At 46.9% G+C, this 14,583-nt stretch carries 16 protein-coding genes and 1 pseudogene; 3 read left to right on the top strand and 14 right to left on the bottom strand.

The genetic code is table 11. The features are described from left to right. Nucleotides 1-7: 7 nt before the first annotated feature. From D479_RS20865 to crtI (D479_RS18035), 7 genes are all read right to left on the bottom strand, one after another. Nucleotides 8-154 carry a hypothetical protein gene (locus D479_RS20865; RefSeq protein ID WP_008639914.1) on the bottom strand — a complete coding sequence of 49 codons (147 nt, stop codon included), beginning with the start codon at nucleotides 152-154 and terminating at the stop codon, nucleotides 8-10. A gap of 66 nt (nucleotides 155-220) precedes the next feature. Continuing rightward, nucleotides 221-910 (bottom strand): ABC transporter permease, encoded by a 690-nt coding sequence (locus tag D479_RS18010; protein WP_008639916.1) that lies wholly within the window; start codon nucleotides 908-910, stop codon nucleotides 221-223. Beyond that, nucleotides 907-1,737 (bottom strand): ABC transporter ATP-binding protein, encoded by an 831-nt coding sequence (locus D479_RS18015; RefSeq protein ID WP_039871781.1) that lies wholly within the window; start codon nucleotides 1,735-1,737, stop codon nucleotides 907-909. The genes D479_RS18010 and D479_RS18015 overlap by 4 nt, the downstream gene beginning before the upstream one ends. A gap of 116 nt (nucleotides 1,738-1,853) precedes the next feature. Then, complete coding sequence (locus D479_RS18020) at nucleotides 1,854-2,870, bottom strand: LytTR family transcriptional regulator DNA-binding domain-containing protein (protein ID WP_008639921.1); 1,017 nt, start codon at nucleotides 2,868-2,870, stop codon at nucleotides 1,854-1,856. A 74-nt stretch (nucleotides 2,871-2,944) separates the two neighbouring features. Next, complete coding sequence (locus D479_RS18025; protein WP_008639923.1) at nucleotides 2,945-3,781, bottom strand: phytoene/squalene synthase family protein; 837 nt, start codon at nucleotides 3,779-3,781, stop codon at nucleotides 2,945-2,947. 3 nt (nucleotides 3,782-3,784) lie between these two features. Beyond that, nucleotides 3,785-5,260, bottom strand: a complete 1,476-nt coding sequence (gene crtI, locus D479_RS18030) for a phytoene desaturase family protein (RefSeq protein ID WP_008639926.1) — start codon at nucleotides 5,258-5,260, stop codon at nucleotides 3,785-3,787. Continuing rightward, nucleotides 5,257-6,741: a phytoene desaturase family protein gene (gene crtI / locus D479_RS18035; RefSeq protein WP_008639928.1), complete on the bottom strand. Its 1,485-nt coding sequence runs from the start codon at nucleotides 6,739-6,741 to the stop codon at nucleotides 5,257-5,259. The genes crtI (D479_RS18030) and crtI (D479_RS18035) overlap by 4 nt, the downstream gene beginning before the upstream one ends. Before the next feature lie 257 nt (nucleotides 6,742-6,998). On the opposite strand from crtI (D479_RS18035), the gene D479_RS18040 reads away from it, so the two are divergent. Together D479_RS18040 and D479_RS20360 are read left to right on the top strand one after the other, a co-directional pair. Beyond that, the gene (locus D479_RS18040; RefSeq protein WP_008639930.1) at nucleotides 6,999-7,202 is read left to right on the top strand and encodes a hypothetical protein; all 204 of its coding nucleotides are present in this window, start codon (nucleotides 6,999-7,001) and stop codon (nucleotides 7,200-7,202) included. A gap of 75 nt (nucleotides 7,203-7,277) precedes the next feature. Next, entirely contained in the window at nucleotides 7,278-7,412 is a 135-nt protein-coding gene (locus D479_RS20360) for a YjcZ family sporulation protein (protein WP_008639932.1), read from the top strand. An 80-nt stretch (nucleotides 7,413-7,492) separates the two neighbouring features. On the opposite strand, the gene D479_RS18045 is transcribed toward D479_RS20360, so the two are convergent. The 4 genes from D479_RS18045 to glp all read right to left on the bottom strand — a co-directional run bounded on the left by D479_RS18045 (nucleotide 7,493) and on the right by glp (nucleotide 11,822). Continuing rightward, nucleotides 7,493-8,854, bottom strand: coding sequence for a TrkH family potassium uptake protein (locus tag D479_RS18045; protein ID WP_008639934.1), 1,362 nt, complete (start codon nucleotides 8,852-8,854; stop codon nucleotides 7,493-7,495). A gap of 172 nt (nucleotides 8,855-9,026) precedes the next feature. Beyond that, entirely contained in the window at nucleotides 9,027-9,452 is a 426-nt protein-coding gene (locus D479_RS18050) for a YwpF-like family protein (RefSeq protein ID WP_008639936.1), read from the bottom strand. A gap of 77 nt (nucleotides 9,453-9,529) precedes the next feature. Next, a complete protein-coding gene (gene moaA / locus D479_RS18055) occupies nucleotides 9,530-10,543 on the bottom strand; it encodes a GTP 3',8-cyclase MoaA (protein WP_081594863.1) in 1,014 nt (337 codons plus the stop codon). Between the two features lie 13 nt (nucleotides 10,544-10,556). Next, a complete protein-coding gene (glp, locus tag D479_RS18060) occupies nucleotides 10,557-11,822 on the bottom strand; it encodes a gephyrin-like molybdotransferase Glp (protein WP_008639940.1) in 1,266 nt (421 codons plus the stop codon). A gap of 160 nt (nucleotides 11,823-11,982) precedes the next feature. On the opposite strand from glp, the gene D479_RS18065 reads away from it, so the two are divergent. Further along, entirely contained in the window at nucleotides 11,983-13,338 is a 1,356-nt protein-coding gene (locus D479_RS18065; protein ID WP_039871782.1) for an NAD(P)/FAD-dependent oxidoreductase, read from the top strand. 233 nt (nucleotides 13,339-13,571) lie between these two features. On the opposite strand, the gene D479_RS21250 is transcribed toward D479_RS18065, so the two are convergent. From D479_RS21250 to D479_RS20875, 3 genes and pseudogenes are all read right to left on the bottom strand, one after another. Next, nucleotides 13,572-13,706: a hypothetical protein gene (locus D479_RS21250; protein WP_008639943.1), complete on the bottom strand. Its 135-nt coding sequence runs from the start codon at nucleotides 13,704-13,706 to the stop codon at nucleotides 13,572-13,574. Between the two features lie 117 nt (nucleotides 13,707-13,823). After that, nucleotides 13,824-13,961 carry a hypothetical protein gene (locus D479_RS20870; RefSeq protein WP_161484895.1) on the bottom strand — a complete coding sequence of 46 codons (138 nt, stop codon included), beginning with the start codon at nucleotides 13,959-13,961 and terminating at the stop codon, nucleotides 13,824-13,826. A 380-nt stretch (nucleotides 13,962-14,341) separates the two neighbouring features. Further along, nucleotides 14,342-14,583, bottom strand: a pseudogene (locus D479_RS20875) (phosphohydrolase); the annotation flags it as partial.

The raw sequence follows: 14,583 nt of genomic DNA on the forward strand, positions 1-14,583 counted from the left end.
CGGTTTCTCAAATTAAACGAATGTGGGTGATTTTGGATTTAGGATCCGTCTTCAAGTGCTCTTCACGGGCTTTTTCCTTGTGGGAAGCCATGACAGCTACCTGTTTGACAACTCCTGATTTCAACTGGTGATAAACCAAATATTTCTCCGTCACGGGAAACCTCCTAAGACAATGTAGTCAAGAAGAAGTATTCCATTTTGACCGGATAATTATACATAGTCAGTCATCCCGCGTGCTTCTCTGATAGACAACCACCGTCATAAATACAGCAGCTAGTGCCCATAAGGCAAGCAGGGAGACACTCTGCCATGAACCATCTGCCGCTCCGGCCTTTTCCATCAGAAAATTAGGGAAGTACCGAAGGAAGCCGAGAAATTCATATTTATCCATCCACGCCTGGAACATCGAGCCCATTCCAAAGATCAGCAGGACGGGCACAATGAAAACAGACGCCTCCATTAATGAACGGGACAACAGCCCGATCACCGTTCCGAAAGCAATATAAAAGAGAAACAGCAATAGGAAAGCCGTCATCCACATTCCATCAAAAGTAAGACCCTTGCCTAAGATTCGCAGCGACAATAAAAGAAGCAGAAATGTCATCGACGCGGTAAGCAGGCTCTTCCCTACAAGGATCTCCGTCGTAGAGGCTGGGGACAACATCAAACCACGCAGGGTATTCTTCTCCTTCTCTTCTGCAATCATGGCGGACTGAAGAAACGTTCCGACAGCTGCAAAAGTAAGGTTGATAATCATATAATAAACCATATCCTGGACTCCTTCTGCCGTACGCATAAGAAAAGCCAAAAGGACGGGGATCAGCAAAGACGATAAAACATAAAGGTTTTTAGATAAGTCCTTGAAATCTTTCTCGAATATTGCGTAAATTCTTCGCACACTTCCTGTCATACTAAATGCCTCCCCGTTACTGTCATAAATACGTCTCCAAGACTTGGTTCTTTTGTATGGATGCTTGCAACCTGTTCGGTATGCATATAGTGAAACACTTCTTTGGCGCTGTCCTTCGTATGATCCAGCTGGATTTGAGTCCCATTGGTTAACTCCAGGACAAGCGTCGAGTCAGAGTACTTCCGGCGGAGCACATCCGGCCTGCCTATTTCTTTGACTCTTCCATCACTAAGAAATGCGACGCGGTCACACAGGCTCTCAGCCTCTTCCATATCGTGCGTCGTCAGAAAAATCGTAGCACCATTGTCCCTCAACGTACGGAGCCCTTCATGAATATGACGGGTATTCAGAGGATCAAGCGCTCCAGTCGGCTCATCCAAGAAAAGCAGTTTCGGTTCATGAAGGATCGCTCTCGCAAGCAGAATGCGCTGCTTCATCCCCTTGGACAGCCCGGCCACTGTCTCCTTATCTGTACCGGTCAGTCCGACGATGGAAAGCACCTCTTCCACCCGTTTTAAAGGAATGTCATACAGCTTACAATACAGTTTCAAATTCTCCCATACGGACAAACGCTCATATAAACTGCTGTTATCTGTCATGATTCCAATATTCCTTAAATGCTGCGGTTCTTTAATTTTAATGGAATCTATTCCAAAAACGCGGGCTGAGCCTTGATCAGGAGCCATCTGACCTGTCAGGATTTTAATGGTGGTCGTTTTCCCTGATCCACTCGGACCCAGAAACCCGAAAATCTCCCCTTTACTTACTTGAACATCCAATTCATTCAACGCCGTTTTTTGTTTGAATGACTTAACGACTTTCTCCATTGTTATCACTATCGTTTTCCCCTTCCTCTTTTCGTGATCTGATTACATCGTAATAGAAACAGAGGTCGCCTTCCTCCATATTCACACGAAAAGAGCATAAAAGAGGTTGAATGGAGCTATTTGATCCCTAAATGAGTCTTTAAATCCGCCATTTTATTCTTGGACAGAGGTATCTGCCGTTTCTCTTTGCGATCCAGAGTCAGACTGTAGCTGTTTTTCGACCATGTGATGATCTCCCTTACCCGCTGCAGGTTAACGAGGTACGAGCGGTGACAGCGGAAGAAACCGACATGCTTTAACCGTTCTTCCAACTCTGCCATCGTAAAGCCGCACGGAAAATGCTCTCCATGACAATAGAGGACGGATGTCCCCTGGTCACTTTCAAAATAATCGATTTCCGCCGGGTCGAACAGCAGCCATTTGTCCTCACACTTGGCCGGAATTTTATCGATCCTTATGATCGTGTCCGTATCTTGGCCCTCCTCCTCTTCTCCTTTCTCTGAGGGAAGCAGAGACAAGCCCTTTTCATCCAAATGATACGCCGTGTCACTTAATAAAACCGCCGGTTCCATGTGCTCCGTTAATACAAGTACCGTTTTCCCATCGTTTTGGAGCTGTATCAGCAGCTCTCTGATCCATACTTTCGTTTCCATATCGACGTTCTGATCCGGTTCCTCCAACAGAAAAATTTCCGGATTTTGAATGAGGAGCTTTGCCATACCTAAACGACGCCGGTGCGATAAGGAGAGTCGCTCCACCTGCACTCGCTCATGCTTCGCCAATTTGACCGTATTTAAAATATCTTGTATGGAATGAGCTGATCCATAAATCCTTTTGTAGAATCGGAGGTGATCTTTCACATTAAGCCTCTCATAATACCCTTCATCAAGGAATAATATCCCCAGTTCTTCTGGTGCAGGGGGGCGCTTTTTATGTATAGACTTCCCGAATAATTTGACATCTCCGCTTGCTTGATCCTGTTGCCCGATGAGCAGCGCCTGAAGCTCCCTGCGCCTTTCCAGACTCGTATAAACGCCTATCCTCGCCCCTTTATCGATCGAAAAGCTCAACGAAGGAAGGATGACATGATCGCCGGATCGTCTTTCCACCTTTATGAATTGTACTGCCTCCATGTCTTTCCTCCTGACCCATTTTTCAACTATTATAAAACATGTTTACGAAAACGTATAGGAACGAAAAAAAGAGATCACTGCATTTCTGCAATGATCTCTTTCTTTTCCTGATCTGAAACGAAGTTGCGTTTGCCGAACACTTGATAGTTATTCCTGCGGACAGTCGGAAGGATGGCACGGTACATTTTGGCAGCACCCCCGACAGGCATCCGGGAGTAGACAGGATACTCAGGGAGCGTAGCAAGTGCACGCTCATAATATCCCTCGGCATCCGCGGCCAATTCTTCCCACATCGCTATGAACGATTCGTTGATCTTCCCGCTCCGGAGATCGATCATCGTATAGCCGTGCTTTTCCATTGTCTCTTTAGGTAAGTAGAGGCGTCCGATTTCCATATCTTCGCCGATATCCCTAAGTATGTTCGTGATCTGCATGGCATAACCGAGCTCGATCGCTCCCGTCCTTAATGCAGCGACACGTCCAGGTGCGATTACCGGCAGCAGCATCAGCCCTACAGTACTTGCGACATGATAACAGTAATGAAGAAGGTCCTCTTTCGTATCTATGGGTTCGGGATACAGATCCATCCGCTGTCCCCGGATCATTTCGTAATAAGGCTCGGGGTCGATGGTGAAATTCCGAAAGACGTCGTCGAGCGCCAGCCAGGCCGGATCATTCAGCTCGAGCTTTCCTTCCATGAAATTATCGAATTCCAAGGCAAATGCTTCAAGCTCAGCTTTCGGATTCGCCCCCTCATCAACGATATCATCCACGCGCCGGCAAAAAGCGTAGATGGCCCATACGGCTTGTTTTTGCTGTTTCGGCAGCAGTGCGAAAGCTTTGGAGAAGGTCTTGGAATGTTTTTCAATTACTTTGCGACAATGATGGTATGCTTGGTTCAAATCCGTCATCAATTAAACACCTCGCTTGTAATTATGCCTTGCTTTCCCCTCAAATTGCAAATAATCTGCCAATATCTTCGCCCCCTGCATGACAATCGGCACCCCTCCTCCCGGATGGATAGAAGCACCGACGGCATACAGGTGGTCGATTTGATACGGTTGCAGCTGCGGGCGGAAGACACCCGATTGGAAGAGCGTAGGGGCAATTCCGAAGCTTCCTCCCGCATAAAGCCCCTCCCGCTCTGCCTGTGCCGGAGTACGGACATGGAGCCATTCGATATGGTCCCGCAGATCAGGAAAGCCCCTTTCTTCCATTTGATCGAGCACATGCTCGATCAGCCGGTCTTTTCCGCTCCAGTCGACCTCTTCTCCAGAGGGGACCGGAATCAATGTATAAAGGACTCCCTTGCCTGCCGGGGCAAGCGAGTCATCGACCAAGGAGGGATGGAAGGTGTAGAAAGAAGGATCATCCGGAAGCATTTTGTCCTGAAACACCTGCCTCATGTGCTGGTCGAAATCCCCTGTCATAAAGAACTGGTGAATAGAGTGGTTGGGATAATTTCGATCGAGTCCCATGTACAGTAGTAAACAGCCGGAAGAAGGTGTATATTTACGGTTCAGCCGGTACCGCTCTGGAAGCATTCGATCCATAATCGGAAAATCTCCGTTCATGACAAGCTCATCATAGTAGGCTCGGCCTTCCTTCGTAGCTATGCCCTTCGCCGTTCCACCTTCCACGAGCACTTCTTCCACTGCCGTACCTGTCCGGATCACCACTCCGCGTTTCTGCAGTTCCGCTTGGATGATGTCAACAAGTCGGGCATAACCGCCTTTCATGTACCATATACCGTGTTCATGTTCACTGTATGAAACGAGGGAATACATTGCCGGAGACTGCTCCGGGTGACCGCCGATATAAAGCGTCTGCAGCGTATATGCCTCGATGAGACGTTCATCATCAAAGTAGCTGCGCATCATTTTCTTTACATTCTGATAGGCTTTCAATTTCATGAGCGTTTTTAAGTTCTTCCTTGAGAAGAACGTTCGCTTCTCTACGAAAGATTTCTCAAGAAACTGGGATTTCCCCTGAAGGAACCTTGTTCTCATATCCGCAAGAAACCGGTCGAAGTGCTTCTCATTACCAGGGAACTTCGCTCGCAGCTCTTCTTTCTGTCTCTCCGGATCGGAGAATTTCACGAAACTGGTGCCGTCCTCAAAATGTACGTCATAAAGCGGGCTGCACGGGATGATCGGTATATCCTCCCTCGGAATCCCACCCTCTTCCAATATATCAAGAAGCATATCAGGGAGAAGAATAATCGTCGGCCCTTGATCGATCTTGAACTCTCCATGACGTTCATACGTCAACCGGCCGCCGAGATGGTCATTCTTCTCGAAAATAGTCACTTCCCTGTTCTCTTCGCGGGATAAAAGCAGTGCTGTCACAAGCCCGCCGATACCTCCACCGATAATCGCAGTCTTTGTCATGAAGGCTGCACCTCCGCTTCCCTGATCCAACCGGTTGTAATACGGGCGGATTCTAATATCGTCGGCAGACCGCTTCCTGGATGGGTACCGCCTCCTACAAGCCAACAGTGGTCCAGTTCCTGAAATCGATTGTGAGGGCGGAAATACATCATTTGTGAGAGCTGATGCCCCATGCTGAACGTCGCTCCCTGATGCACATAATGATCCGTCTGCCATTGCTTCGGTGTCAGCACTTTCTCGACAACCACATGCTCCCGAATATCGTGAAATCCTGTTTTCTTCTCTATCTCGTCATAGACGAGTTCTTTAAAAGCTTCCTGTTTGCCGTCCCAGTCAATATCCGAATAATTATTCGGGACCGGTGCCAGAATATAGACGGCTGAATGGCCATCGGGTGCAAGGGTCGGATCCGTAACGCTCGCATTATGGATATAGATGGAAGGCTCATCAGACAACACAAGATCCTTCGTCATCTCCTCTACGTTCTTTTTATAATCATCGGCAAAAAGAATCGTATGATGAGGCATATCGTATTTCTTATCCAGGCCGACATAAATCATGAATGTCGAGCAGGAGAATTTCTTCCGGTCCAATTTGTCTCTGGAATGCTTTTTCAGTGCTCCGTCATCCACAAGGTTGGACATCGCTTCTGCGAAATCCGCATTTATGATGTACTCATCCGCAATCACCGAATCCCCGTTTTCAAGCTCAAGTCCTGTGATTCGTTTGCCGTCTACCGCAATCCTTTTCACTCCACTGTTTAAATGGATCCTGCCGCCGTGTTCTTCCGTCACCTTCGCCATAGCCTTCGTCAATTGATTGACCCCTCCGATCGGATGAAACACTCCCCATTCATGTTCCATATAGGAAAGGATAGAGAAAGCACCTGGACATTCCCAAGGTGACATCCCCAGATATTTCGCCTGGAATGTAAAAGCGATTTTCAGCTTTTCATCTGTAAAGTATTCGGACAACACATCATAGACCGATTTCCCAAGCGATAATTTAGGGAGTGCTTTCAAGGCGCGTCTGCTCGCATAGTCCATCAGACGATGGTGACGTGTCTGTAGAAGAGGCATCATTGCCTGCATCTTTTCACCCGTGTCCTCCATGAAGCGCTCGTATCCTCTCTCATTTCCTGGGAAATAATCACGGATGACAGCGAGCATTTTCTCCCGGTCTCTATACATAGGAACACGCTTACCGTCAAACTGGAGTTCATACATAGGTGAAAGCTCCCGCAGATCCATATAGTCATGGACATTCCGCCCTGACATTTCAAAGATTTCTTCCATGATCTGCGGCATGCTCAAGAACGTCGGCCCGATATCGAATGTATAATCCCCAAGTTGGAAATGCCCGTTCCGCCCTCCTACATAAGCCTGCTTCTCATATACATCGACTTCGTATCCTTGGGACGCAAGGATCATGGCGGATGCAAGGCCACCCGGGCCGGCACCGATCACTGCAATTTTTCTCATAACTTCCACCTTCTCTATCTGTCTTTTAAGTGTACAAGTATTATACAAAAGTTGTACAAAGATATCTAATGAATATGCTTTACCAATATGTTGTAGCTTTTATGTAAAAATAACTATATCCATCATGTACCCTTATTTGATCAGATATAACCCAGGCAGGCGATTACGTTATTATTTCTGTATAAAGAAAGCTATTCCTGCACATGCGGGATAAAATCCTCTATAAAGGAAAGAATACGACCAAGGAGGTCGATTGCATGTATGCCAATCAAAGAATTTCAAGTCCGTATTTCCCTTCCCATTCCACCCACCACCCTCCCCACAACCAATTCAGCAACGAACGACTGAACCATTGGTGTGAAGAAGTGGATCGGTGTGAACATTACGAAGAACAGCGAAAAAATGAACAACATCATAAAAGCAAAATCGCTAAACTGGCAGCTCCGACTTTCACTATTTGATAAAAATGGGTGAATGACTATACACCACCGCCTCCATCTGCATAGGCTACGAATGTAGAAACAGGAGGTGAGCTTATGTACGGAGGCTATTACGGAGGAAGAGGCTGTGGCAACCCATGCTACAGACCACGTGGTTATGGCAATAACTTTGCCTTGATCGTCGTATTGTTCATTCTATTGGTTATCGTCGGAGCAGCATTCTATTGCTAATAAACGGGTAACAAAACGTACCGGCAACCTCGGTCGTTGCAAAACAAAAGCACACAGCGAAAGCTGTGTGCTTTTTATTATCATCCTATAATAACGCGTTCTTTCGGATAGTGGTACTTCCCTTTCGGCTTATCCTCTTTCTTGAACGAGAACAGGAAAGTAAGCAGGCCGATTCTTCCGAGGAACATGAGAAGCATGAGTATACATTTCCCGAACCAGGAAAGACCAGGCGTAATACCGAGGGATAACCCTACCGTACCGAAAGCGGATGTCACTTCAAAGATCAATTCATTCAGACTGAACGGTTCTGTAATGGAAAGAACAAGGACAGCGGTAAAGCAGACGAACAAAGCGACGATCGTTACGACGACGGCCTTGTTCAAATCTTCCGGATGGATTTCGCGACGGAAGATGCGGATGTTATCGCCGCCACGTGCAAAGGTGAGAACGAAAATGACGACCAGCGCGAACGTGGTTGTCCTTATACCGCCTCCTACGCTGCTCGGTGAAGCTCCGATAAACATGAGAGAGGACATGAACAGCTGTGTTTGCTCCGTAAATTGATTAATATCAAGCGTCGCCAGTCCTCCACTACGCGTCGTTACCGATTGGAACAAGGAATAAAAAAGAATCTCGTGCCACGATTTGTCGACAAAGAAGTTTTTGAATTCCAGGAGGAAAATCATGATGGTACCGAATACGACCAATGCCAGGAACGTAAATGTTGTTAATTTTGCAAACAGAGAGAAGCTGATGCTTTGCTCGTCCGTATTATGGAGCAGGTATTGCTTCACTTCAATTAACACCGGAAATCCGATAGCTCCGGAAATGATCAGAATCATATGGATGAATTGAACGAAATAATCGTCTTTATATGGTACAAGGGACTGTCCTGTAATATCAAAACCGCCGTTCGTCATGGCGCTGATTGTTCCGAAGAAACCTTGAAGATACGCTTCCCCAGCATCGTAATACTGCAGATAATACGTACCCAGGATAAGGAAACCGATCAATTCGATGATGAGCACCACAAGGACGATCTGCTTGACGAGCCGGACCATTCCCTGGAACGAAGTCTGGTTCTGGTCCGTCATAATAAGCCGGCGTTCTTTCATCCCTATTTTCTTACCGAGCATCAGCCAGACAAGTGTTCCAAGCGTCATGACACCGATCCCACCGAACTGCAGCACAAGAGCGATGATGAAGTACCCGGTCGTACTGAACGTGTCGGCAATCGGAACAGTCGTAAGGCCTGTAACGCTGACGGCACTGACAGCAGTGAACAATATATCGATAAAGCTGATCGTAACCCCTTCATTGTGAGCGACCGGCAAAGATATCAATATGGATGAAATGGTGACGGCTAATAAGTAGTATAGTGCGATTAGTTGAAATGGCGATAAATCATTCAGCCACAGCAGGCTTTTTCTCCTCACCCACATAGTAAATCTCCTTTAATGTTTCATTTTCTGATTCCTCTTGTGAATCACCATGTCATAGTATAGCAGGATGTTCGATAAATTTCTCCCATCTTTTTAAATCCATTGATTCTAAAGACCTGCCGGCTCTTACTAAAAAAAGCGACGAACGGGCCGGAACCCATTGTCGCCATCGTTATGCTTTCGTTTTCTGCCCGCGCTGTTTAAACGCTTCAAGGAGCGCTTCTCCCTGATATCCCTCGTCAACGAGCTGTTTCAACACCTGCTCGACTTGTTCCAGTCGGCGGTCGATAATCGTACCCATGAAGATGACATTCATAGAATCCCCGATTTTATTAATATCAATCGGCTTTACCATGAAAGCAGCTGGCGTATTGGTCTGCTTTGTTATTTTCGCCTGGATGATGATTTCTTCTTGTCGCTCGTACATGTCTTCAAAGAATTCCTGATAGCTGTGGTCCACATAAGCTTCAATGACCCAGCGCCCGTGATCATCTTCTCGGTTTATGATTAAACCGTCCTGCAGCTTGATCCGTCTCTGTGTAATGTCATCATTCTTCTCTTCCACGATATCTAAAGAAATCAATTTAAAGGTTTTCACGAGAACAACCTCCCCGAAAAAGATTATTATTTATATTATAGAGGACGATGCTGCATGGGGCAAAGAAAGAACAACAATCATCCTCCGATATAGGACATTTCGATTTTATTGTGCTTCATCGGTTTTCCTTCGGCTCTGTCCACAGAATACTGATCGGCCCTTCCTGTCCATATGGATAAGAGGTAATCCGTGATTTGCTGATCCGTAGACCCGTCCCTTAATCGTTCCCGCAGATCAAAACCGGACGTTGCAAAAAGACAAGTATAGAGCTTTCCGTCAGCAGACAGCCGCGCCCTCGTACAACTGGAGCAGAATGCCTCCGTCACGGAAGAGATAATTCCAATTTCCGTGCTGCTGTCTTCATACTTATAGCGGGTGGCTACTTCCCCGAAATAATCCGCATCAAGCGGGATGAGAGGCATTTCTTCGTGAATCCGGTCAATGATCTCCGTCTTCGATACGACAGCATCCATGTTCCACCCATTGTGGTTGCCTACTTCCATGAATTCGATAAAACGCAGGGTGTCGCCGGTACTTTTGAAATATCTTGCCATCGGCAGAATTTGGTCCTCATTCATGCCTTTCTTCACGACCATATTGATCTTGATTGCAAGACCCGCCTCTCTCGCTGCTTCTATTCCATCCAGCACAGGCTTTGTTTTAATGCCCATCCCGTTGGTTCGTTGAAATACCTCATCTTCAACAGCATCCAGACTGATATTCACACGATCAAGCCCGGCCGCTTTCAACCGCTCTGCCTGCTTGGTGAGCAGCACAGCATTCGTTGTCAACGCGATATCCCGGATTCCTTCCACCTCACGGATTCTTTGAATCAACACGTCCAAATCCTTCCTGAGCAGTGGCTCGCCGCCCGTCAGACGTATTTTTTCCACTCCGAACGCAGCAGAAATCCTTACGAGACGGAGGATTTCGTCGAAGCTCAGCAGTTCATCCTTCGGGAGGAAGGCATAATCTTTCCCGAATATTTCTTTCGGCATACAGTAAGTACAGCGGAAGTTGCACCGATCGATGACGGAGATGCGTAAATCCCGGATCGGCCTTCCTAATTGATCAATGATGTTCGGATTGATACGATCACCCCTTCTACTGGAAATGAGGTTGGCTTCCCGGCGACTCCAACAAAATCGCCTGGACAGTATCCCCTTTCTGGTATCCGCGTGTACCGCCTTTCAAGACGATCAGCACGTTTGTATGTGCAAGTGAAGTTACAACAGCCGATTTATCCACTCCTGCAGGATACACGAGAACCCTTCCTTCCTCATAAGCAAGGAAGCCGCGTACAAACCTTGCGAATGGGTTCGGCTTCTTAAAATCTTCTCCCAAAACGGCTTGAATGGAAGGGTGATACGGCTTTTCTCTGCCAAGGAAGGATTGAATCACTGGGTAAGCGAACAATTCAAACCCGACATAGCAGGCGGACGGATTACCGGAAAGTCCATAAAGGAGTGTTCCGTCTTTCACCGCTACCGTTGTCACGCTGCCGGGGCGCATGGCTACTTTATTGAAAAGCACATCGGCTTCCAGCTTTTCATAAATGGCCGGCATTAAGTCATAATCCCCTACCGAAACGCCTCCGGTCGTCATTAGAAAATCGAAATCCTTCATCGCACGGGATACAGCCTGATAGCAGACTTCGAATTCATCTGCCAGCTTACCGAGATACACGCCTTCTCCCCCGGCACGTTTAATTTGGCTCAAGACCATTTGGGCATTCGAGTTGCGGATTTTACCCGGCACCAATGCTTCGTCTACTTCCAGCAGCTCCGTACCTGTAGCGAATACACCGATCCGCGGCTTCTTATGTACTAGGACGTCTGAATAGCCGAAAGTAGCAAGGAGTGCCTTCACTCCCGGATTAATCGGTGTCCCTTTCTCCACCAGCACTCTCCCGGATTCTGTTTCTGTTCCTTTTCCTATGACATTCTGGCCGGCCTGCATCGGCCGTTTCAACGTTACCCAATCCTTACCGGCTTCTTCATATGTATGACAAATTTCAAACATAGCGACACAATCGGCACCTTCCGGCATTTCTGCTCCGGTCATGATCCGGACGGCTTCCCCCTCCCTGAGGGCTCGCGAAGCGCGGGCACCTGCTCCGATTGTTTCCAATACGTGGAAATTTCCCGGATGATCTTTGGAGAGACCTTCCGTATCACCTGCTTTTAACGCAAATCCATCATACGGGGATTTATCAAATGGCGGAACCGGATGAGTCGCTTCCACATCTACAGCAAGAATTCTTCCGTCACAGGACCCGATGGGAACGATTTCCGAAGGGCCGTTCCATGCGTACTCCATCACACGGGCGACGGCTTCCGGAACGGGGAGTGGTTTTCTATGTAAATACATCGTGCATCTTCCCTTCCCTTTTCTTCCATTGTACCATTTAAACATGAGATTACCGAATATTCTCTCTTATTGAGTGAGTGACTTCTTCTTCCATCCGTTTTTTCCCTTTGATGACAGGGTATAAACCTGTACAGACAAAAGGAAAGGGTGAGCAGTGGAAATGGACGCAACCTATAATCTGATTGTAATCGGAAGCGGAGCCGCCGGCAGAAAAGCGGCGACAGAAGCTCAACAATACGGCTGGAAGACCGCGGTCGTTGAAAGCGGCCCACTCGGCGGCACGTGCCCCAACCGGGGATGTGACCCGAAAAGGATATTGTCAGGCATTACAGAAACCTATGATGACGCTCACCGCCTTAAGGACTATGGAATACAGGGGGCATTGTCGTTAGACTGGAATCAGATGAAGAAATTCAAAGATACGTTTACCGTTCCTGTTCCTGCACAAGTAGAACATTCCTTCCGAGAAATCGGCATGGAAGTGTACAAAGGGACAGCAATATTTATAGACGGATCGACGATCGAAGTCGGGGATTGTGTTCTGAAAGCGGATCACTTCCTTATAGCGACGGGATCGCTTCCTGCGCCGCTTCCGTTTGAAGGGACGGAACATTTACTAACCAGTGATGATTTCTTCGAACAGGAATATCTTCCCGATACTATTGTTTTTGTAGGAGGAGGTCCTGTTTCCTTCGAATTGGCTCATATGTGCAGAAGAATGGGGAGGAACGTTTCCATCTTCCATGACGCCGCGCACATACTTGAGGAATATGACATAGAAATGACGAACAAACTCGTGGAATTATCCAGGAATATCGGAATTAACGTCCATACGAACGCGCAGGTGACAAACATTACGAGAACAGACCGGGAAGGGTTTATAGTAGAAGCGGAAAAAGACGGTTTAACCCATAAGTTCAACACCGATCTGGTCATCCACGGCGGCGGAAGAGTTCCAAATATTCAATCCCTTCATCTTGAGCGTGCCGGTATAGACCCTACGGACAAAGGTATTCCTGTCGATGCTAACTTTAAATCCGCATCCGACTCATCTATCTATGCAGCTGGAGATGCGGCAGACAGCGGGCTTCCTCCACTGACACCAGCCGCATCTCTCGGCGCATCGAGAGCCCTTTCCCATATGCTTGAGGACAAAGACCATTCCGCCTTTGATCCAGTCATTCCATCCGTCGTTTTCACCTATCCCAAACTTGCGAAAACGGGCCTTAGTCAGCAGGAAGCGGAGGAGCAAGGAGTACCCTACGAAATCCTGTCGAAGGAAATCACCCCGTTCTTTTCTTATCAAAGGACACGATCGACAGGTGCTTTCATTAAGGTACTTACAAGTCCCGGGACGGATGAAATCCTTGGAGCACACCTCTTGAGCGATCATGCGGATCATCTTATTAACCTGTTCACCGTCGCCATCAAGAAAAACATGACAAAGCAGGAATTGTCACAAATCTTATGGGCATACCCCTCAGAAGAAAGTGACATTCCAAGCTTTTTTCAATAACTAAACCGGACGCCCTACGAAGGGCGTCCGGTTTTTAATGTGGTTTATTTGCTCTGCTTTTCTCGTTTGCCTTCTGCTTTCTCTGCATGCTTGCGCTTATTGCGTTCGTTGATTTTCTTGTTTCCCTGGGCCATTTGTTATCCCTCCCTCTTTTTAAGTATTCACCTCCATCCATCCTTTATTGCTGGAAACAAAAGAAAGTCTCTGCCCGATTTGGAGCAGAGACTTTCTTTTTATATACTGGTGTGCTTCAATTTTGCATCGTTGATTTTATTTTCAATCACGCGTTTGCGTTCGATCGATTTGTCGATGGAAGCCGCATCCCGCCGCTGAATGAAAATCGCAAAAATCAAAAAGTTGATTCTCATACCGGTACCTCCTTCCGTGCCTATGAGAGCTAATCCGTATCCTTCTCCCCGTTATACCAATCCATAAATGCCATCCTCATGAGTGCCATCATAGTTTCCTACCTCCTTGTGTTTGTTTTACATGTAATGGATAAAGGATGATTTACGGTCCAGCCATTGATCTTTCACTGTTGGATGATAGCCAGGCAGCTGTTGGTATTTCTTCCGCTTGTTCTTAACAACGGTAACTTTGAAGATAAGAAAATTCATCGTCACGGGTAACACTCCTTTCGCGAGAGTAATTTTATATCAAAAGAGTAAATTTACTCTTTGATAGCATAATAAAAAGCCGCAGGTGGCCTGCAGCTTTTTTAAAACGGATTTCTCCACTAAAAAAGCCACAGGAATACATTATGCATCACCTGCGGCTCCTATGAGTGCTATTTCGCAATTTGGTCAATAAGCTCAGAAGTTGGTTCCTGCGCAGGTCGATAATATGAAGTTGGCTGAAGTTTGAATCATGTTATATGCCATTTTAGTCGACCTCGCTTTCTGAGAAATTTTGTTTACACTGGAAAGTATATAGGACTATTTTCCAAAAGTAAAGCACTTTTCACTAAATTTTCAAAATAATAGCTTGACAGACAGAGCATACCTTATCCAGCCATCTCACCTTCGACCTTTTTGTCCAATTCATGAAGAAGCTGAACAGCCATACTTTTATCCATTTCTTTGTAATGATGGAGCCCCATCGGCTGTTCATCTTTCTCGTCTGCTTTCCTAACCACTTCCTGCAGATCCGTTCGTTTTCCATCCAACCCGAAAGGAAGATAGCTGTCCGTATGGAGAAGAACCGCGAGAGACACTTCCTTGGCACGAAGACGGTCTTCTCCAAGCC

The sequence above is a fragment of the Halobacillus sp. BAB-2008 genome (assembly GCF_000328325.1).
GTDB lineage: Bacteria > Bacillota > Bacilli > Bacillales > Halobacillaceae > Halobacillus.